General features: G+C 40.4%; 16 protein-coding genes. 4 read left to right on the top strand and 12 right to left on the bottom strand.

The genetic code is table 11. The features are described from left to right. Nucleotides 1-147 precede the first annotated feature (147 nt). Together PQ456_RS04170 and PQ456_RS04165 are read left to right on the top strand one after the other, a co-directional pair. A complete protein-coding gene (locus PQ456_RS04170) occupies nucleotides 148-762 on the top strand; it encodes a TVP38/TMEM64 family protein (RefSeq protein WP_273614997.1) in 615 nt (204 codons plus the stop codon). A gap of 106 nt (nucleotides 763-868) precedes the next feature. Next, complete coding sequence (locus PQ456_RS04165; RefSeq protein WP_273614996.1) at nucleotides 869-1,510, top strand: TVP38/TMEM64 family protein; 642 nt, start codon at nucleotides 869-871, stop codon at nucleotides 1,508-1,510. Between the two features lie 128 nt (nucleotides 1,511-1,638). Here the strand turns inward: PQ456_RS04165 and PQ456_RS04160 are convergent, their stop codons facing one another. From PQ456_RS04160 to PQ456_RS04125, 8 genes are all read right to left on the bottom strand, one after another. Beyond that, nucleotides 1,639-3,252: a gamma-glutamyltransferase family protein gene (locus tag PQ456_RS04160; protein WP_273614995.1), complete on the bottom strand. Its 1,614-nt coding sequence runs from the start codon at nucleotides 3,250-3,252 to the stop codon at nucleotides 1,639-1,641. A gap of 535 nt (nucleotides 3,253-3,787) precedes the next feature. Further along, the gene (gspM, locus tag PQ456_RS04155; RefSeq protein WP_273614994.1) at nucleotides 3,788-4,357 is read right to left on the bottom strand and encodes a type II secretion system protein GspM; all 570 of its coding nucleotides are present in this window, start codon (nucleotides 4,355-4,357) and stop codon (nucleotides 3,788-3,790) included. Further along, the gene (pilM, locus tag PQ456_RS04150; protein ID WP_273614993.1) at nucleotides 4,341-5,933 is read right to left on the bottom strand and encodes a pilus assembly protein PilM; all 1,593 of its coding nucleotides are present in this window, start codon (nucleotides 5,931-5,933) and stop codon (nucleotides 4,341-4,343) included. The genes gspM and pilM overlap by 17 nt, the downstream gene beginning before the upstream one ends. A gap of 16 nt (nucleotides 5,934-5,949) precedes the next feature. Beyond that, nucleotides 5,950-6,714 (bottom strand): prepilin peptidase, encoded by a 765-nt coding sequence (locus PQ456_RS04145; protein ID WP_273614992.1) that lies wholly within the window; start codon nucleotides 6,712-6,714, stop codon nucleotides 5,950-5,952. 123 nt (nucleotides 6,715-6,837) lie between these two features. After that, the gene (locus tag PQ456_RS04140; RefSeq protein WP_273614991.1) at nucleotides 6,838-7,296 is read right to left on the bottom strand and encodes a prepilin-type N-terminal cleavage/methylation domain-containing protein; all 459 of its coding nucleotides are present in this window, start codon (nucleotides 7,294-7,296) and stop codon (nucleotides 6,838-6,840) included. A 51-nt stretch (nucleotides 7,297-7,347) separates the two neighbouring features. Next, the gene (locus PQ456_RS04135) at nucleotides 7,348-8,553 is read right to left on the bottom strand and encodes a type II secretion system F family protein (RefSeq protein ID WP_273614990.1); all 1,206 of its coding nucleotides are present in this window, start codon (nucleotides 8,551-8,553) and stop codon (nucleotides 7,348-7,350) included. Next, nucleotides 8,553-9,602 carry a type IV pilus twitching motility protein PilT gene (locus PQ456_RS04130; protein ID WP_273614989.1) on the bottom strand — a complete coding sequence of 350 codons (1,050 nt, stop codon included), beginning with the start codon at nucleotides 9,600-9,602 and terminating at the stop codon, nucleotides 8,553-8,555. Before PQ456_RS04130 ends, PQ456_RS04135 begins: the two co-directional genes overlap by 1 nt. Nucleotides 9,603-9,659: 57 nt before the next feature. Then, entirely contained in the window at nucleotides 9,660-11,324 is a 1,665-nt protein-coding gene (locus PQ456_RS04125; RefSeq protein WP_273614988.1) for a GspE/PulE family protein, read from the bottom strand. 212 nt (nucleotides 11,325-11,536) lie between these two features. Between PQ456_RS04125 and PQ456_RS04120 the strand changes: the two genes are divergently transcribed. Then, nucleotides 11,537-16,153, top strand: a complete 4,617-nt coding sequence (locus PQ456_RS04120; RefSeq protein ID WP_273614987.1) for a DUF5057 domain-containing protein — start codon at nucleotides 11,537-11,539, stop codon at nucleotides 16,151-16,153. Nucleotides 16,154-16,292: 139 nt separating this feature from the next. On the opposite strand, the gene PQ456_RS04115 is transcribed toward PQ456_RS04120, so the two are convergent. From PQ456_RS04115 to PQ456_RS04100, 4 genes are all read right to left on the bottom strand, one after another. After that, the gene (locus PQ456_RS04115) at nucleotides 16,293-18,113 is read right to left on the bottom strand and encodes a hypothetical protein (RefSeq protein ID WP_273614986.1); all 1,821 of its coding nucleotides are present in this window, start codon (nucleotides 18,111-18,113) and stop codon (nucleotides 16,293-16,295) included. Between the two features lie 49 nt (nucleotides 18,114-18,162). After that, the gene (locus PQ456_RS04110; RefSeq protein WP_273614985.1) at nucleotides 18,163-18,744 is read right to left on the bottom strand and encodes a PulJ/GspJ family protein; all 582 of its coding nucleotides are present in this window, start codon (nucleotides 18,742-18,744) and stop codon (nucleotides 18,163-18,165) included. Then, nucleotides 18,728-19,258 (bottom strand): type IV pilus modification PilV family protein, encoded by a 531-nt coding sequence (locus PQ456_RS04105; protein WP_273614984.1) that lies wholly within the window; start codon nucleotides 19,256-19,258, stop codon nucleotides 18,728-18,730. Before PQ456_RS04105 ends, PQ456_RS04110 begins: the two co-directional genes overlap by 17 nt. 312 nt (nucleotides 19,259-19,570) lie before the next feature. Continuing rightward, entirely contained in the window at nucleotides 19,571-20,695 is a 1,125-nt protein-coding gene (locus PQ456_RS04100) for an FAD-dependent monooxygenase (protein ID WP_273614983.1), read from the bottom strand. A 255-nt stretch (nucleotides 20,696-20,950) separates the two neighbouring features. Between PQ456_RS04100 and PQ456_RS04095 the strand changes: the two genes are divergently transcribed. Then, on the top strand, nucleotides 20,951-21,634 hold the full coding sequence (locus PQ456_RS04095; RefSeq protein ID WP_273614982.1) for a hypothetical protein: 684 nt from the start codon (nucleotides 20,951-20,953) through the stop codon (nucleotides 21,632-21,634). The last annotated feature ends 214 nt before the right edge of the window (nucleotides 21,635-21,848 follow it).

Raw genomic sequence — 21,848 nt, 5'->3', positions numbered from 1 at the left:
ACAACTGTTTGTCATTCGCCTTTTTTGCTAATCTATCCGTTATAATAAAATGAACAGAAAGATATTTTGCGTTGCAAAAATCATGTTTGATTGAATGAGGTCGCGCTTTTAGTGCCAAGCGCTTAACAGAAAGGATTTAGAGAGGTTATGGATATTTTGCAGTGGTTGTCTTATTTGACGGAAGAAAATTTGAAAAGTTGGATGAGTGAATATCGTTCATTGGGTCCGCTTGCTAGTATGTTATTGCCTTTTCTCAAATCCTTTATCCCGCCACTACCTACGATTGTTATTCTGGGTGTAAATGCGGCTGTTTACGGGTTATGGATCGGTTTTCTATATTCGTGGATTGGTATTACAGCAGGGTCACTGACCGCATTCTGGTTGGTGCGTAAGTTGTCAGAACATCGCTACCTGTCACGGCTTGTACATAATCCCAAAGTCGTTACTACAAGACGTTGGATTCGAAATAATGGCTTTAATTATATTTTTTTACTGAGTCTTTTTCCTGTAGGTCCGTTTACATTGTTAAATGTGGCTGCTGGACTAAGCGGGATACGATTTCGTTCTTTTATGATAGCGATTATTTTTGGACGAGGGATTATGGTGTTCGCCGTATCATTTATCGGTGCCGATCTGTCTCGTTATCGTGAGAATCCGTGGAATCTGTTGTTGGTGTTGCTGTTTGTGATTATCTGTTTTATCTGTAGTCGTAGTATTGAAGCATGGTTCGGTCGTCGGGATGAGCTTGCTGAACAACAATAATATATTCCAGTGTAAAAAATAACATAAAGATCATAATAAGCGAGAATTTATAGGCATGATTGGGTAAATAAAGATATAGAATCAATTGAACGAAAGGAACGTGGCTATGGATATTGCACAATTCATGTCTTATCTCCAAGAAGGTGATATCAATCATCTGATGGATCAATATCGTGCTCTCGGTCCATGGTTTAGTATATTGCTCGCTTTTCTAATCTCTTTTATTCCTCTATTACCTATTATTGTTGTGATCGGGCTTAATGTGGCGGCTTTTGGATTATGGTGGAGTGTATTGTACTCTTGGATCGGTATAATGAGTGGGGCTATTCTGATGTTCTGGTTAGTGCGTAAGCTTTCCCATTACAAATATATCGATCGCTTTTCTCATAATAAAGCTGTCCAAAAAAGTATACGTTGGATGAAAAATAACGGATTTATGTATATTTTTATGTTTAGTTTGTTACCATTTGGTCCTTTTACATTGCTTCATGTGGCTGCTGGGCTCAGTGGCATCAAATTCCGTTCTTTTGTAATTGCCGCAGGTCTGGGTCGGGGCATGATGATCTTTATCATTTCATTTATCGGAGCCGATTGGGCTAGCTATTTCCAGCAACCGTTGAAATTATTATTTGTAGCATTATTCGTTATTATCGGATTTATTTTTATCCGCAAAGTCGAAGCTTGGTTCAGTAAACGAGAAGAATCGGAAATACTAGATATTGAACCCGAACCTCAAGTGTGTAAATAATATGCAAAAGCGCCTGATCTCCACTTGTTTCCTGTGGATCAAGCGCTTTTTTTAGATCGATGTAGATCTATTTCAAGTAGGATCTTGTTCTGCACTGTATAGAATAGTGGCTTTTGATCTCTATCATATTACCAAGCCGCAATTGTACCATCGGTACGCCATTCTGTCCCACCGATCAATACACCTGTCTCGGGATCACGCAAAATAATCTGTCCCCGTCCAAATCCACCAACACTATTAGCACGTACAATATGATGTCCTTTGCGAATCAGACTTTGAGCGAGATGTTCAGGGAAATTCGGTTCAATCTCGATCACTTTGCCTTCTACCCATTGCCAGCGTGGAGCGTCCAATGCCGCCTGCGGATGAAGATGGAAATCGATCATATTCATTACCACCTGAACATGACCTTGAGGTTGCATAAATCCACCCATTACTCCAAAAGGACCAAGTGGCTGACCGTCTTTGGTCAAAAAGCCTGGAATAATCGTATGATATGTCTTTTTCCCCGGTTCTAAGCGATTATCATGCGTAGGATCAAGTGAAAAAGAATGTCCACGATTTTGTAGTCCAATCCCTGTACCGGGAATCACGATTCCTGAGCCAAATCCCATATAGTTACTTTGAATATAAGACACCATATTGCCTTCATGATCTGCGGTGGCTAGATACACCGTTCCACTGGATTTTGGCTTGCCTGCTTCAGGTTGTAATGCACGTTCGCCGATCAACGCTCGCCGTTCCTCTGCATAATGATCAGATAACAAATCTTCTAATTTGGCTGTCATTTTATCGTGTTGAGTAATGTATTTGAGTCCATCGCTAAAGGCTAACTTCATCGCTTCCATCTGCTTATGATGTGTATCTACTGTATCTCTGCCTGCAAATTCATAGCCATTTAGCAGATTAAGAGCCATCAATGCAATCAATCCTTGACCAGATGGTGGAATCTCCCAGACTTCATAACCTTTGTAATGGACTCCGATCGGATCAACCCATTCAGGATAATATGCCGCTAGGTCTTCTTTACGCAAAAATCCGCCATACTGACGCGAATAATTATCGATCTGCTCTGCCAGTTCACCACGATAAAATGATTCTGCGCCTGTCTCAGCAATACTTCGTAATGTCTTTGCATGATCTGGTGAACGCCATATTTCACCAATGCGTGGTGCTCTTCCTTTTGGAGCAAACGTTGTAAACCAGTTCTGATACTGCTCTTCTGTCAATATGTTAGCAAAACGTTCATACGCCAGATTCCAGTAATATCCTAACGTTGGGGATACCGGAAATCCTTGTTCTGCATAATCAATTGCGGGTTGAAGCACTTCGGTTAAAGGCAATTTGCCAAACTTTTGCGATAGTGCTTGCCATGCGGATGGTGCTCCCGGCACTGTGACTGGAATCCAGCCATGGGTTGGGATTTTCTCATGCCCTGCTTGCTGAATCGCTTCAATAGAGATACTTTGCGGTGCAGGCCCATTAGCATTTAGCCCATGTAGCTTGCCTTGCGTCCAGATGATTGCAAAAGCATCGCCTCCGATTCCGTTAGACGTTGGTTCAACAACAGTCAAGCAAGCGGCTGTCGCAATTGCCGCATCAATCGCATTGCCACCTTTTTTCAAAATATCTAATCCTGCTTGCGCTGCTAACGGTTGCGAAGTAGCGACCATGCCATTATTTGCATAGACCGGTTGTCGTTCTGAAGCATAAGGATGAGATAAAGGATCAAAAGGAATCATAAGTACCTCCATAGGATGAATAGTCAATCAATTATGTATTACTATAGTCTATTTGGAGTCATAATTACATTAGATCATCACTTACTAAGTAGAAAGAACAATTATACTTACAATAAAATTAATAATTCCTACGATCATAAGCATAAGGATAGATGAATACGATTGTTTGGGATTCGGATTCATGCGTGCATCAATACACATACAAAATAAATGGAGTGACAAAGAAAGTGATACCAACCCTAATATAAATGATCGTGCAGGAAATATAAAACCAATGATCGCACAAACTATAGTAGATACAGCAAATAACCATTTTAATATCTTGATCGTAGACACCTTACTATTCAATTCATTCCACACTCCTTTCTTCAAATGTACAGTCTATTCTAGATAATGACTTCCAAAATTACAAACTCTTTACTTTAATGTAGAAGATAATGTTCTGCCTATACATAGAAAAAAACTCCAAGCATATGATCTACTTAGAGTTTTTCATTATAATCATTGAACCTATTTATTCTTTTCCAACATAAGATCAAGGCGAGTTATAATACGCTGTAAATGACACATTCGCTGTCAAAATCGGACCAGATTTGCCCGGTGTATACGGTTGTTGGAAGCTAAATGAATCGACCGTAATTAAGCGTGGAAGCTTTTGCAATTGATTCATCCATTCCCGAATCTCAGTATATCCGCCTTCCAGTTCAGCATTCATTCGAATCTGCCCTACATTTACGCCTAGATTCTCAGCTGTTATTTCACCACTGTTATTGTTATCTACATTTACAAATTCAATATCTGTAATACGAGCATAGCTGGTCTGATCGACTTGCTGTAATTGAATTAATAACTTCTCACTTGCTACTGTAGCAGGGATAGCCGCTTGAATCGCTTGTTGTGCATCGGTAGGCTGACTGCCTTTTAACTGAGCGATTTTGGTCTGGATCAGGTTGTACTCTTGTTGCATTTGATTGAGCTGAACATCATACTGCTCGGATTTCTGGGATAAAGGATAGAGTACCCACATGTAAAAAGCTAATAAAATCACAAATAATAAGATAATCCCTAATAAAATCACATTACGATATTTATTGAGCTGTTCCATTGGATACTCCTCCTTCCTCTGATGATACAGCAGTAGATGATGGCGCATACGTATCGCTAGTTACACTCGGTTGTTGGAGATCGATAGTATAGATCACTAGATACAAGGAAGCTTGTCCTTTGGTTGGTCGTACTGCTGAATCGACCGAGTTATCTTTGGTCGCTTTGTTGACTGAAGCCGCTTGAACAAAAGGCATACTCCGTAGCTTTACCAAATAATTAGCCGCATCGTTAAAGTTACGCATACTTGCTGTCACTAATAGATTTGAACTACGATTATAAGAAATATCGCGAATCATCCCACTTTTCGGTAATTGTTTGGTCAATGAATCCAATATACTAACTACATCTATACGATAATTCATCACAGCATCGACTACAGACTGATTAGCGGCACCTGATGATCCATTGCCGTTCCATTTAGACAATTCCAACTGTGCCATTGTATTGCGATCACTCCATTGTTGTATCGCACGTTCTTGTTCGGTAATCGTTCCATTTTGACTAATCATATAAAAAATAGATCCGCACATAGCAAGTATCCATAGGGCTATTAAACCTATAGTCGAATATGAAAATTGCTGTTTTTCTCTTTTTTCTTGAGGCAGTAAATTGATAGGTTTGGTATCTTCTCTACGAAGAGCGGCACCTACAGCTACCCGATAGCTATTCAAATCAGGATCAGTCTGAAATGCATGCTGCGTCGTTTCCAGTTCAACCGCTTCGACTTGAATATCAGATAACGATTGACTCAGTTCATGTGCCAGCAGTTCTCGTTCTTGTGGTAATCCTGTCACAAAAATCTCTTCGATCTTCACAGAGCCGTCATGGAGACTATACTGATAAAAGTTCAACATACGCGAGATTTCAGGAATAATATCATCAATCTGTTGGCGGGATAATGAAGTGTTCAGATCATCCAGAACAGACATATCCTCTAATCCACGAGAAGACTCGATACTACGCATAAACACAGGTTGTCCACTGCGGAACATATAAATATCTAGCAGATGATCTGTAAGATGAATCAACATGGTATTGGAAAAAGAGCGTCCATGCTCGGTCACAATCGTTCTAGCTAATGCTGTAGCCGATAATTCCACAGCCGCTACTTTGATCCCAACATCGCCCAAAAGACTAATATAGTCTTTAATTAACTGACTTGGCGCAGCAAATACAAGCAAGTGTGTATGTTCTTCATCAATCGATGTCACAATATAATCGTAGACTGGATTTTCGAAAGGTAAATGCAATCCGGTCTCGACTTCAAGTTCTACCAATTGACTGACTTGCTTACTATTGGTACTCGGAATACTCATCGCACGAACCAGAATACGAGAAGGCGGAATCGAAAGTGTTACGGATTCTCCTTTTAGCCCTTCCTCGGTCACCCATTTGCGCAATAAATGATTCATACTTTCTGTATCTACGATCTGATTTTCAACAATAATACCTGAAGGGATCGGCAAAAACTTTTTCTTTTCCAATTCCCATTGTTTTTTCTTTTTTAACGATACATAGCGAATCTCTGTCTGTTCCAGCGATAAGCCGACATGAGGTAAATTTCGTTGAAACATAGGAACTACTCTCCTCCTAACCCATAAGCGAAAGATATGCATCAATGATCTGTGATCCGTATACAAAAGAAATCAATGTCCCGGCGGCTAAAAAAGGCCCGAATGGAATCGGTTGTTGCTTGTCTACTTTACCAAGTAGTCTTAATCCAATCCCGATCAGTGTGCCAAGTAAACACGCTATAAAAAGAGCAAGACACACATTAGCCAATCCGATAACCCACCCATACAAAGCAAAAAGCTTTACATCGCCCATCCCCATACCACCGCGACTGATAAAAGCAATCAGCAATAATATACCTCCGCCTGCTATCGCTCCACCTAGATGGGAACCTAGACTTATCGCACCTGGTAACCATGCAATAAGGATTAGAAAAATAGGGGCAAAAAACAGTAACACTTTATTCGGAATCTTCATCACTTGTAGATCAGACAATGTAATAATGACCGACAAGCTAACCAATAACCAACCAACCACTGTATCACTTGTCCAGCCAAAATGCAGAAATATCCATAAAAATAATAGGCCGGTTATCGCTTCACCGATAGGATATTGAATCGATATACGTGTTCGACAATGCCGGCATCGCCCTCTTGTACCGATATAACTGAGCACAGGAATCATATCGAGTGCTGTTAAGCGATGCTGACAATGCGAGCAACTGGACGGAGGATGGATAATCGACTGCCCTTCGGGTACACGCCAGGCGACCACATGAAAAAAGGAGCCTAATACCATGCCTAGTACAACAATATAGATATTAATCCATAACATGATGTCCATCGTGATCTAATCTACTTTCTTGTTCATGATTTCAAAAAGACCGGAAACATGGTTCCGATCTTTTGTAGGTTGTTGATAGATTTTATGATTTAATGCTTCATTTGATTAGTAGCCAAATTTTGTTTAGTTAGTTGCCGGAGTTGCGGGAGTCGCACTAAGCACTTGAGCTGCTGTATATGTTCCATTCGTTGATCCTTGTCCTACAGGTGCAAGCGTCACACTGGTAAGTTCACCCTTGTCTGTAAATATTACAGTAGCCGCTGTTAATTTTGCTTTTGAACTTGGTAAACTTGTATCAGCATTTAAATAACCGCCATCTACCATATTAGCCAATGTTACTGTTCTGTTCGCAGCAGTAGTGAAATCACCATTTTTTTCACCAATCACATATAAACGAGCTGCATTGTATACTTGTGATGCTGTCGCTAGATCACCATTTGCTTTGGATTTATTAATAACATTACCGATCATTGGAATCGCAATAACTGCGATAATAGCCATAATTACGATAACTGCTAGTAACTCGATCAATGTAAATCCTTTTTCCTCTTTACCCATACGTTTCATCACTTTGCTCATCATTTTGAATTCCTCCAGTTAATTAAATGTAGTGTTATTCCTTGATGCCATTTCTTACAAATTGTTATATAGACTAAACATCGGCAACATAATTGCAGCGACAATAATACCAACAATAGTGGATAAAAAAGTAATCAATAACGGCTCAAGCAATGACTTTAACCGATCTACCGTATTATCGACATCCATCTCATAAAAATCGGCTACTTTACCCAGCATCTGATCCAGAGCACCTGTTTCTTCCCCGATTGCGATCATTTGTGTGACCATTGGTGGAAATACCCATGCTTTTTTGAGCGGTTCAGACAATGGATTTCCTTTGCGTAACGAGTCCCCTGCCTGACGTAAATACCCTTCGATCACTTTGTTGCCAGCTACTTCTTCTACAATCGAAAGGGCTTGTAGAATAGGTACAGAACTGGCATATAATGAAGAAAACGTACGGGCAAATTGAGCAATCGACCCTTTTTGATTCAACTTTCCGAAAATAGGCACTTTGAGCTTGGCATAATCAATCCAATACGCTCCTCGTTCCGAACGCTGAACAATAATATATGAAATGATCATAAGCAGAAGTACCAGTACCCAGATATACCACTGCTTTTGCAAACTATTACTTAATGACAACACAATCACTGTAATCGCAGGTAACTGTGCATTCATCGACGCAAACATATTGACAAACTGTGGAATAATAGCGGCTAGCAGATACACCGTTACCGCAACAGCAAGCAATCCTACTGTTACTGGATATGTTAATGCTGATTTGATCTTTTCTCGTGTACCATGACGCTTTTCAAAATAAACTGCTAAGCGATCTAATGTACCTTCCAGATCACCTGATTCTTCGCCCGCACGTAACATGCTGATAAATAGTGCTGGAAATACTTTGCGATGTTCTTGCATCGCTTGTGATAGGGCAATGCCTCGCATCAGGCTAGCATATACATCTTGCAATGTTTTGCGTAACACTTTACTTTCGGTCTGTTCGGCTAGTATTCGAGTAGCATCTAGAATCGTAACTCCTGCACGAATCAAGGTGGAGAACTGCCGACAGAAAATAATAAAATGAATCGTTTTGACCGGACTACCAATATAGATCTCTTTGGAAAACAGCGTCATGCGCTGTTCATTAAGCGAGAATACCGTTAAGCCACGCTTACGTAATTCTTCCATCGCTGCTGTTTTGTCAGTAGCATTTAAAGTGCCTTTGAGCTGTTTACCACTATTGGTTCGTACCTGATATTCAAATTGAGCCATTATGCATTCACCTCGGAAAGATATGGCTTACCAACCGCTGGCAAAATTTGTCCACGTTGCAACAGTTCACGAATATTCATATCCAGTGTATGCATCCCTAACATTCGCCCTGTCTGCATCAGACTTTTGATCTGATGTGTTTTTTCAGTTCGGATTAGATTGGCGATCGCAGGCGTCTGAATCAGAATCTCAGTCGCACATACTCGCCCTTGCCCATCAGCTAAAGGTAATAACCGTTGTGAAATGATCGCTGTTAACACAGATGCTAACTGGATTCGTATCTGTCCTTGCTGGTGAGCAGGAAAGACATCAATAATCCGATCAACGGTCTGTGGTGCATCACTGGTATGCAAAGTTGCGAATACAAGATGCCCTGTTTCAGCCGCGGTTACAGCAGCAGAGATTGTATCCAAATCTCGCATTTCCCCTACCAGTAATACATCAGGATCTTGTCGTAAAGCTGCCCGAATTCCGTTGGCAAAACTTGCTGTATCATGACCTACTTCCCGTTGATTTACCAATGAATATCCATGTTCATGCAAATACTCAATAGGATCTTCTAACGTAACGATATGCTTGCGCTGATGTGTATTGATATATCCAATCATTGCCGCCAGTGTAGAAGATTTACCACTACCTGTAGGGCCTGTGACTAATACTAATCCTTGCGGCTTTTCGGTTAATCCTTTGAGCATTGTAGGTAATCCTAGTGACTCCAATGTAGGAATACGATCAGAGATCGCTCTTGCTGCAATACTGATATGACCTTTTTGCCGAAATACATTGATCCGATAACGTGATCCATTTTCTAGCATATAAGCAAAATCCAATTCGCCTGCTTGTTGAAAAATAGCCCATTGATCGTCTCGTAATAACATTCGAGCCATTTCTTCTGTATCACTAGCAGTAAGAAGTGCTCCTTTGCCTGTATGCAACATACCGTGAACCCGCATAATAGGCGCTGATCCGGTCGATACATGCAGATCAGAAGCTTCTGCATCTCGCATGTTACCAAGTAACTCCTTGATATTCAGACCGATATGAGCCATTCATTTCTTCCCCCCTCTGACTGGAATATGATGTTGTGATGTTTTGGGATTGGCTAATTAATAAGCAACCGTTTCACGCATAACTTCTTGAACAGTCGTTATACCTTCTATAACTTTGTGCAATCCGTCATTCATAAGAGTTACCATCTCTTGATCTTTAGCCGCGTTTCTAATTTCTTCGATAGCTGCTCCTTCTGTAATGATACGGCGCAACGTTTTATCAATTTTGAGAACTTCTTGAATCGCTACACGTCCGCGATAACCGGTGTTATTACAGTTACCACAACCTTTGCCACGATGTAGCACCTGTACATCTAATCCATGACTTTCTAGCACAATCTTTTCTTGATCTGTCGGTGTGTATGATTCTTTGCAATCCGAACAGATACGACGTACTAAGCGCTGAGCGACAATCCCTATCAGTGAAGAAGCGATCAGATACGGTTCAATGCCCATATCACGTAGACGCATCACTGTGCTTACTGCATCATTCGTATGAATCGTTGATAACACCAGATGCCCTGTTAAAGAAGCACGTACAGCAATTTCAGCAGTCTCATCATCACGTATTTCTCCGACCATAACGATATTAGGATCTTGTCTCAAAATCGAACGTAATCCTGATGCAAACGTTAAGCCGATTCCCGGATTGACCTGTACTTGATTGACACCTTCTAATTGATATTCCACCGGATCTTCGATCGTGATGACATTGGCACTTTCGGTATTCAATAGATTAAGCGCCGAGTAAAGAGTAGTTGTTTTTCCGCTACCTGTAGGGCCTGTGATTAACAAGATACCGTAAGGCTGTTCAATCATTTCGCGGAACCAGACTGCATTTTTACGATCAAATCCTAATTGTTCTACAGGCTTTACACCTGTACTTAAATCCAACAGACGAAGAACTATTTTCTCTCCATGCATCGTTGGTAATGAAGATACCCTAATATCGACCATCTTCAGATCAAACTGTAGCTTTATCCGTCCATCTTGTGGCAGACGACGTTCAGCAATATTTAATTTCGCCATAATTTTCAGACGAGCGGTTATAAATCCTTGCATTTGTTTCGGTAAATGACGCTCTGTGCGTAACACTCCATCGATACGATAACGAATGACTACATCATTTTCACCAGGGTCTACATGAATATCTGAAGCTTTCAAATGAACAGCTTGCTGAATCATCTGATTGACCAGACGTACAATAGGCGAAGCTTCATCGGTAATCTCGGTTTCTTCGATCTCATCTTGACTGGGCAACTCGCCCATCATCAGACTCATCGAATCACGCAACCCATAATAATGAGCAATCGCGCGCTGTAATTCATCCCGACTAGAAATAGCTGGTTCAATCCGAAATCCAGTCGTCATCCGCAAATCTTCTATTGCAAAGTAATCCAGTGGATCAACCATTGCTACCGTTAATTTACTGCCATCTTTCATAAATGGAAGCACCTGATAACGCTTGGCCATACTTTCCGGAATAATCTGTGTGATTGCCGGATCAATCTGATATTTAAAAAGACTCACATGAGGAATACCTAATTGAAGTTCTAACACTTCAATCAATTGTTGCTCTGTGATAAATCCTTGCGCTATTAATACATCCCCAAGCTTGCGTTTGGATTTATTTTGTTCTGTTAGGGCTTGTTGCAATTGTTCTTGCGAAATTAGACCACTTTCAAATAAAAGATCGCCTAATTTTTTTTTCAGCATTTTCATTCATTTCAACTCCATAGCCATGATGATGACGTACTGATGAGTCTCTATATACCTGTTTGTAAAATAGATGCGATTAGGAACAACAAATTGAGTGAAATGCCTTTGTGAATTAACATCATCAACCGATATAGATATCAGTTACTTCACTTTTATCGGACACTTTTACAAAATTTGTTATATAGCGAAACAAAAATATTAAGGAGAAATTATATATGAAGATGAGAAAGCGCTGGATTCCTTTAGTTATCGTACTTTTATGCCTGATGATTATACCGATCACCCATATGATTGTAGGCGCAGCGGCTGCATATCCTGTGCGAATTTTAGAAATCAGTGATGATGGCACGTCGACTTTAAAAAGCCAGTTGGCTAACGTTTCTAATTTCACAGTGCGCTCGATTCGTATGAAAGAGTTCGTGGCTCAACGCGAAGAGTTAGATGGTAGATATGATGCAATCTATATTGGTAAAGGAATATATAGCACAACAGGTGTTCAAGGAAATAATCACAATACCACTCCTGTGATGAACGATATTACACATCTCAAAGCAGATGATATTGTCAATAGTTATATCAACAAAGGATTGCCGGTTATTTTGCACACGTCTATTTTGAGTCAGACAGCCAATACTTCCAAAGCAACAGCTGATCAACGGATTTTGTATGATACATTTGCCAAATACAATCAGGCGGCTTCCAAAGTAAGCAATGTCTTTTTTGTCGATGATAATGGCTTAACAGCACTGGTAACACAGATGAAAAATTCAAGTTCTACTATTAGTAGCTTACTGATGCAGCGTCCTCAGTTTACGGTTACAGCTGCTCCGATAGATTATTCTGTGAATAAGACTAATGTATACAAACAAGGGGATACGATTAATTTTGCATTTAACGTTGATCGTATATCTGATTTTAGTAGTGGTGGAGTTGAAGCGAATCTGTATCTAGGAATCGATAAAGTGATTACGATGGGCAGAGATCAACTGGTAGCTACTACTTCGCTTACTCAATCCAATGGAACATTACAATACAAGTTACCCAAAGCATATTCAGGTTTACTATATTGGAAGCTTGAAATTGTAGATCGTCAAAGTAGCGGACAACTGAAAAACTATACAACAGGCATTATTCGCTATCAGGATGAAAAAACAGTCGTACGTGTATTACAAATCCTGCCGTCTGATGGCACTGCTAGTAGTTTGTTAAATACAGCGAATATGACGCAAAGTTATCTGATGGGAAATGATTATAACCTGAATATTACCGTCAAATCTTTTAGTGATTTTAATACTCCGGCTGTATATAGCACGCTCAACGGAACGTACGATATGCTTGTGTTTGGTTTTCGCGATGAATACAATCAATTCGCTCCGTTAACCGATGCATCTGCTACAGCGGTACAGAAATTTATCGCTTCCGGTCAGGGCGTGATGTTCACGCATGATACGATTTATGATAAAAGTAATACCAATTCTAATCGATGGTTAAGCTACTTCCAGCCTAGCTCCGGTCAGATTGCTCCAAAAACGAATATTGGCTTGAATGCAGTCTCTGCTTCTTCCAGTACAGCGGTTGTTAATGATGGGCTATTGACTCAATTTCCTTTCGATCTGAGTCAAGCTCCGACGAATACCGGTGGATATGTAGGGCAAATCAATCTTACCCATGATCAGTACTATACGCTGAATTTGGAAGATCCAGATGTGGTGTCATGGTACAACATTATTGGTAGTAGTCGTGATGCCGCGGATAGCTGGAATCATTACTATACGTATTCCAAAGGAAATGTAACTTATTCAGGTACAGGACATACCAACAATAAATTCCCTCAATGGGAGCAGAAATTATTTGTAAATACGTTATACCGGGCATTTATCGGTTCTAACCATGCTCCTTATATTACAATCAATGCACCAACTGATCAGAGCACCAAGCCTTCTTATCTAAAAGACCTTGTACTGAGTTATATTCCCAACGATCTGGATCTGAAAGATCGTAATCTATATGCCAGTGTCAAATTCAAATCAGGCGGTGTGTACTTGCCCGACCTTGAAATTCCCGAAAAAACAGTCTTATCCGGTCAAAATGTTACCGAAACGTTTAACAATCCTTTACCACAAGGCGGTACACTACAGATTGAAGTAACCGTTCGGGATAAACAAGGTGCTGTGTCTACGCAGACCACTACTTTGAATATTGAACAAGCTCGTGCCAATCTATTAACCGATCGCAAAATTGTGTCCGGTGTACAAAATGGAACCATTCAGCGCAACACTCCGCTGACGTTACAGTATTCGGTTACTCCACAACCGATCGATTTCAAAACAGTGAATACACAAGAACAAGGATTCAGTAAGCTTCTTATTTCTAATATTCAATATACAGAGAAGCTTCCACCCAACCTTGAGATTGTCGGTAATTTGCCAGATGGAATGACCAAAGAAGGCACAGTAGCAACAGGTTATACTTTGAAAAAGACGCTAACAGACATTCCATACAGTCTGACAACCAAAAATAATGTTCAATCGTATACACCGGATAATCCAGATCCGCTTACATTCTCTATAGCACTGACTCCGGTTAGTCAGGGAACGTATAATCTGGTTAATGCAAAGCTTGAGTATGCAGATATTCATAATGCTTTTGAAAATATCGGCGATCTTGGAACAGCTGGAGATTACAATATCTTTATGCTTGGCGATATCAATATGAATGCTTCTGGATTTTCAACAGAAGGTCGTGTTGCTGGCGCTGGTACAGTTACACTCTCTAGTGGCTTCAATATCGGAACCAAGCTTACTTCGACGGCTGCTGGAACAGGCGTATTGGTAGCAGGTAAAAATTTAAACTTGGGTCTAGTAGGTGGAACGATCAATTATGGTAATGCTGTCTATGGAGGAACTGTAATTAGTCCTTTCTATATCAAAACAGTAAAAGGTACTCCGATTGACTTCGATGCCGCTAGTGCACAATTACTCAAAAAAACAGATCGGTTAGCTACTGTGACTGCTAATGGCACAACCAAAGTAGAAACGTCAGGAGCAATTACTTTAACAGGTACTGATCCTACCACCAATGTATTCAATGTCTCTGGTGCAGCAGTAAGTAAAGCCAGTTCATTTAATATCAATGTGCCCGCAGGTTCAACTGTACTGGTCAATATTGATGGAACGGTTGTAAGTATGAATGGAGGATTAACATTGAGCAGTGGCGTTAATCCGAAGCAAGTATTATTGAACTTTAGTGGCGCGACTGCTCTTAATCTAGGAAATAGTAGTGTCCAGGGTACCGTACTTGCTCCACGAGCAGCAGTTACATTCAGTGGAGATATTAAAGGAACACTGATCGGAGGATCATTAACAGGTTCAGCGCGTAGTGCTTCCCTGTATCCATTTGCAGGCGATATTCAAGTGCCTACTCCTCCACCAACAGAACGAGTCACTATTGTATTTCCAGATATTATTTTCTCGTCTGTTGCCCGTATCACCAGCTTGCAATTGCCTAATGACACATTATGGGTAGGCGATCAGAAGACATTAATTCCTATCGTTTTACCTGCTGATGCTAACAATAAAATATTGCAATGGAAATCGGACAATCCTGCTGTTCTAACCGTAACACCTACAGGTGAAAATGGAACCATTACAGCCGTTTCACCGGGAACCGCTCATATTACGATTACAGCAACAGATGGTAGCAATGTATCGACAACAGCGACGGTAGTCGTTACCAATCCCGGCGTGTCGATTGTCGGAGCAGATCAGCTCAAAGTAGGCGATAACACTACATTGCAAGCGATCCTCGTTCCTGCTAATCCTAAAGCAACTGTGACATGGTCATTTAAAAATGCAACTGATAAAGACAAAGCTACACTGACACCTACACTACTTGATCCTTGGAAAGTAGTCGTTCGCGGATATGATTCGGGTACCGTCACTCTTGTTGCTACAGTGACGACTAACGGTGCACCAAGTCGTACCTATACTAGCGAACATCCTATTCTAATCACCAGACCGGTCGAGAAAGTAACGATTCAAGGGCCTGATACGGTAGCTGTAGGTTCTACAATCAATTTACAAGCGATTATTTCTCCAGCGAATGCAGATACACCGAAGTATAGCTGGTCATTTGAAAGTCCAACCAGTTCTACTCTGGCTGGTATCACATCAGGTACAGGAGATACTGCTGTGATTACAGGTAAGCAAAAAGGAACAGTGACTGTTGTCGTCAATGCTGGTGGGATCGAAGTAAAAAAACAAATACAGGTCGTACAACCAGTACAAGGGCTATCTATTATCGGAGCGAACAAAGTTAATATTAGTGAAAGTATTAAATTACAAGCGATATTAACGCCAGCAGATGCAGATATACCTGATTTCAAATGGTCATTCGCTGATCCTACTCAAAGCAGTTATGCTACGATTGTAGGAACAGGCAGTACAGCAGTTGTTACAGGGATACAAAAAGGAACAGTGACGGTCGTAGTTAGCGGAGGCGGGAAACAAGCGCAATTAAATGTAGACGTGATACCTGTGCTAACCGGATTAAGATTGCCAAGTGAAATTCAGATTTGGGAAGGCGATTCGATGAATCTGAATTCGGTCTTGTTCTTCACCCCTGCGAATGTCGACTTAACGAACGCTCTGCAAAATGCACTGCAATGGAGTACAACCAATACAGACAATATCACTGTAACCAAAGATGGTATTGTGAAAGGAATTCGTAAAGGAACCGCTGAAGCGACTGTGATCTATACCGATCAAGCATCTATTCGAGCAACGGTGACGATTAAAGTACTCGCCAAAAATACCAATGGTGACCGCTACTAATTCATTTCTATATATGATAATCATATAACGATACGAAAAAGGCACTTACAATCTGATATCAGATCGTAAGTGCCTTTTGTTATTGTATTAATCATACATTTTCTTTGGAGAGCTAGAAACTGCTTTAACATAACGATAGTTATTTCAGTTCTAACTTGCCTACACGTACATTCACCTGCTGAATCCGTGGTAAGCCTGCTTGTTGATCTGCATAGACACTTTCGTTATACGTGACCCGGAAGCGACTACCTACATTCGAAGAAGGATTTACTTCAATATCACTAGCGCCTCCTACAGCATCACCAACGACTGCATTGACTGTCAGATCGCCTTTAGCAAAAAAGCCACCGTCTAACCAGAATACCGAGCCTACACCGTACAAATCGGCTGCCGCTTCGGTATAAAAGAATCCTTTTATCGTTGTCGGTGTACTGCTGAATGCTTCAATACGATTGAGCAAAATACCACCTTTGGATAATAAAACGACCTCTTTCCCATTCAGACCTTTGATCGTCGCATCTTGTAATACTGTTGTATAGTCTGTCGCATTGCTTGGTGTTTTCATCACATAGATCGTTGCATCCAAATCAGCTTCTCCATGTATCGTCACATTGCCTGCGGTAAGCATATTAGCACGTATATTGATCGAACTTTGCTGGTAATTATCAATCGTCAAACTTCCATTAAGCAAAAACCATTTACCTGCTTTTTGCGCATAATTCAATTGGTTAAATGTAACACCATCCAGTTCCAAATCCCCGTTGAACACCACAGATTGATCAAGAGTAGCCAGTGTAACTTTGAGCTTTGCCATCTGTTCTTCATAAGACTGCATAGCGGCAACAGCCGCATTATATTGATCCCACTCGGTAGATGGAGCACCCACTGCCGGACGAACAGGAGTGGCTGGCTTCGTAGGCAATGTCAATTGCTTGATCCCGTAGCGTTTGGCGACATCTGTCATCAATTGAGCCGGATTCTGATTGGAACTGTTGTACATCGTCTGAATATCATTACGATTCACCGAGACTGCTTCAGCTATTTTATCTATAAATGTCTGATCCATATTGACCTGTACAAATTTCTTTTTGTTTTTGATATTCACTTGTTCCAGTGAAATACCCAGTACTCGTCCTAGACTATCGTTGGCAAGTGTAGCATCCATATTGATAGGTGTGTACTGATTCATGACTTTTTCTTCTTGAATCGCATCTAATGATTGTACATAAGCATCACCGTTCAGATGAGGATATTGAGTAGATTGCGTATGATTAGCTGCTTTGTACGTGTAGCGAGCCGTACGACTCGTAAGCAAGCTATTTCCTGCATAGATGTTACCAATAACATTAGGCGCTCCATTCAGAATCAGATTATGTTCTGACCCTAGCGCATAACTTAGAAATTCTGGGAACGTATCAATATTCACTTCTTGTACCAGTGTACGAATAACTCCATTCACATTAGCTTGAGCTGTTAAAGTCAGCGCATAGCGTGTAAGCTGTGAAGTGGTTCCTTTCTCCGGGCCTTTGTATACAATAGACATCAGTCTGGCTTGTGACGGGCCTGCTCCTGATGCTTGTAGATCAGTACTTGTCTTAATATCGGTATTGATCTGATTCTGAACCTGTTGTGTAATATTCAAAATATCGGCATCCAGACTAACCGGATCAATATTTCGCTTTTGATCCAATTGAGCTGTAATATAAGCAACCGTCTCATCCAGTGATTTCTGCGCCAGATGCAGACTTTGTACATCATTTTCACGTGTTTCTGTACGTTTGGCTCCCCCTACTGTTGCGCTCAGTACAGCCAGTCCTAGCACCGTCAATATCAGTACAACAAACATCACCATTACCAGTGCTGATCCTTGTTCCTGTTGAACGGGATGGCATACCCTGTTGCGATCGGGATGGGTTAGCAGTAACTGAATGTTGCGTTTCCATTTTTGCAATATAGACATGGATAACCTCCTTTTCCAATATCCAAATTAAACATCTGAATATCTATCATCAAAATCCAAAATTGCTTTCAAGCACGAGACTTTTATTTTGACCTTGTACCGTCTGAGATAGTGCTAACTTGATCTGAATAATGCCGCTCGTATAGACTGTTCGTCCATCCGATTGAATCTGAATCGATGAGCTATCTCCCAATCGAGACTGTATCGCTCTTACCTGATCTTTGGGTTGCACAATCGAAGTAACGGTTGATGAACTACTCACGCTCTGCAAGTCACCGATATATAGTGAACCTGCCTGCATATAAATATTTAATACTTCGATCGTTCCTGTTGTGCCACTGGCTATCGCTGGATCACGTTCTAAGCGAATCCCTATATTTTTGCCATTGACTGTTAATTGACGAACACGATCCGGTGAAAAAGTATACAGTTCGGTAATAATCGAAGACATCAATATATCGCCTTCATCTCGCAACGAATTTTCGACTTTGATCTGGTTATAACTACGCATTCCAAAATGAGCCACTCCATAGATCATACTCATGACCATAGCTAACAAAAGCAATGTAGGCAGCATTTCGACTAACGTAAATCCATCTTGACGACGTAAGCGATCAACGAATTTTCTCATCAGTGATATACCCCTCCACAATCGTTCCCACCTGCCCTGACTTTTCTTCTATTCCATGTATACTAATCTGAATCGGAAGCAGATAGGGAGACTCTTGCCCTTTGATCGTTGCAGTCGTGCCCGTAGAGGATTGCAGTAAATCTTTCTGATATTTAATCGCTACCCGATACTGCACTCCATTCACCACAGGATTCAATACAGCCGCCAGGACAGCAGGTTGTTCTACCAGTGAAGCATAGATACTACAATTGCTGATTGATTCACACTTTTGGCTATCAATACTAGCATTGGATTGAAAATACGTTTTCCATATATCAAAATCTTGCTTTTCTGCGTATACCAGTGCATTACGAGCAAGATTCACCATTACTGTTTTATTGGCATTGCTTTTGGCGTACGATAAGGAATCACTAAAATAAGACATTAACACCAACGAAACAATCGCCAAAATTACGATAGCTGCCATCACTTCAATCAAGGTAAAGCCTTCTTCATGTTTGTTATACTTTCTCATCGGTAGGCTCCTTTTTCTTTAGCTATATTTATATATGTAGCATCCGATCATTGTAGATAGTCCCTTATCTACTTCTTCGACTAATTACGCTCTGAACTTTATACATCCTTTTCCAATTTCATACATCTACTTTGTAAACGTGACAAAAAATGGGATTATATTCATAGAGGGATCTGATCTATAGGGCAGATGATACGAATAAATTTGCAACAAAAAAGACAAATAAAAAAAGTGCCCGCAAAGGCACTTTTTGATTGATTTATTATCAGTGGTCGATAGTAATGATAGATAGTAATCCAGTTGTCTTGGTACTTAATACGCTTTTTCCAATAAAGCATCACACTGCTGGATAATCGCTTGTTGAGAAGATTTGCCCGACATTTCGTTGATTAGCAATTCTTCGGATAACCGTTGCACTTCTCGTGCTCTTGGATATCTTCGATCATAATAAGCAGATAGAGCTTCTGATAAAGAGTCATGTTGAGCAATCTCTTCTGCTAATACAATCGCGTCTTCTATCGCCATCGCTGCACCTTGTGCCAGATTCGGAGCACTGGCATGAGCAGCATCGCCACCGATAACGACACGTTGGCTATACCATTTTTCTTTCAGCACAATCTGACGAATCATATTAAATAGAATAGGACTGTCAGGTTGGAAACAACTGTTCAGGAAATCTTTTTTCCATTGAAAAGGTTCTAACATATGGCGCACAGTATGATAACGCTGTTCTTTCGGGTCACGATAGTCTTCGTGAACAGGCTTCAGGATAAACATATAACCACTGGTAGCTGTCAGCGGAAAAATACCTACTTTATTGTCATCATTCAATAACATATAACTCGTTGTCGTCAATGTACCGGCAGGAAATTCAATCGGCACACGCCATGAACCCATCCCTAGATAAGACGACTGAACCTCACGTTGAAGCATAATATTACGTACTTTCGAACGAATCCCATCAAAGCCTACAAGTAGATCTGCTTCTAAAATTGTATCATCTTCAAAATAAACAGTGACTCCATGTTCGTGTTCTTCATATGTTTTCAGCTTTTTATCCCATTTCATCGTAACTCCAAGTGCTAGCGCTTTGGATAACAAAATCTGATTTAATGTAGAACGCCAGATCGAGTTACGTCCAGGTAAATCTTCATTTAGAAACTTTTGGTTTACTTCTAACAGGACATGTCCTTCTTTGTTCAAAATCTGCATACTTTCTAATTGTATGCCTTGCTCCAGACATTCTTCATATACACCTAGATCCTTCAATACTTTAAACGTATTCTGAGGTTGTGTAATGCCTGTACCCGCAGGTGCATCATGAGCATTGCCTTCGCATAAAGTAACCTGAAGCCCTATTTTCTGTAACGAAATCGCAGCCGATAACCCTCCGATGCCTGCTCCGATAATAATTACATGTTCTATTGTGTTCGACATAATGCAGCTCCTTCTGTGTAATAAAACAACTTGATGATTGAACAGCATTTTCAACTGCATCTAGAAGAATAGTTAAAAATAAGCTATATCCCATATTTTACATGTAAAATTTATAATATGTAAGATTGTTATTTTTGCAAAAGTATGGACAAAGAAACATATTAATCACTATTTTCAGAATAAAGGAATATACAAAATAGATCATAAAGGTAATATTTATTGCATTGAGTTCGTCTAACTAGAGGAGGTGTTCTTATGAATAAACCAAATCAAAGTCTAGCTATAGCTTCTATCTTATTGCTTACCCTTACAATGACGGCCTGTCAAAAGCAAACAAACGCTCCAGCAGCTACAGATTCACAAGCAACGCCAGCAATATCTAGCACTACAGAAAATCAACAGGTGGATGATAATACAGTAACAGACAGTGCAGCATCTTCAGATGACGAAGCAACAGCTTCTGTAGTAGAACGTGAACCTACGAAGTCTTTCGATATGGGAATGGGTGATACACGAAAAGCTACGCTTAAAAAGAGTAAAGATTATTCATTATACGTGTTTGATGGATATACATTAGACACAGCAACCAATCGTCTTCAATCGACGAACAATCCGAAATACTATGCCGAAATCGAAAAAGTATCTTCTGGTTCCAACTTAGATGAGTTGCGTAATCAAGGAATCAAAGAACTAACAGAATATGGCGAAGTCAAAGAGTATAAAGGCGACCAGTTAGCAGAAGGCCCTATGGTAAGCGCAAGTTTACTTTTACAAGTGTCTGATGAAAAAGGAGTGCATGATTATATCATCTGGGAAGATCAGCAGAGCAAAGATACTTACATTTTCCGTGCACATGCTCCAGAAGGAAAAGAATCGGACACTTTCTTAACACCCGCACTTACATCGTTATCCAGTATTATGTCTAATCCAGATTCTTAAAAAGGTTAAAAAGTCTTTGTTTACTCACTCGCGAAAATGTCTACTACTGTGTGCATTCGTTATGTCGCAGAAGAATTCAGCTGAACGACATTGTCGACACTGTATCTTAATCTGGAAAATCAGAAAATACATCTGTATTCTGGTCTTCGTCACTGTAGATATCGAGGAGAAATATAGATTATGGTTCCATTTATCGTTTATATTGCATCAAAAA

The sequence above is a fragment of the Paenibacillus kyungheensis genome, from assembly GCF_028606985.1.
In the GTDB taxonomy this organism is placed as follows: Bacteria; Bacillota; Bacilli; order Paenibacillales; family Paenibacillaceae; genus Saccharibacillus; species Saccharibacillus kyungheensis.
Note: the sequence above shows the minus strand (reverse complement) of the source record. Positions and strands in the feature narration are given on the sequence as shown.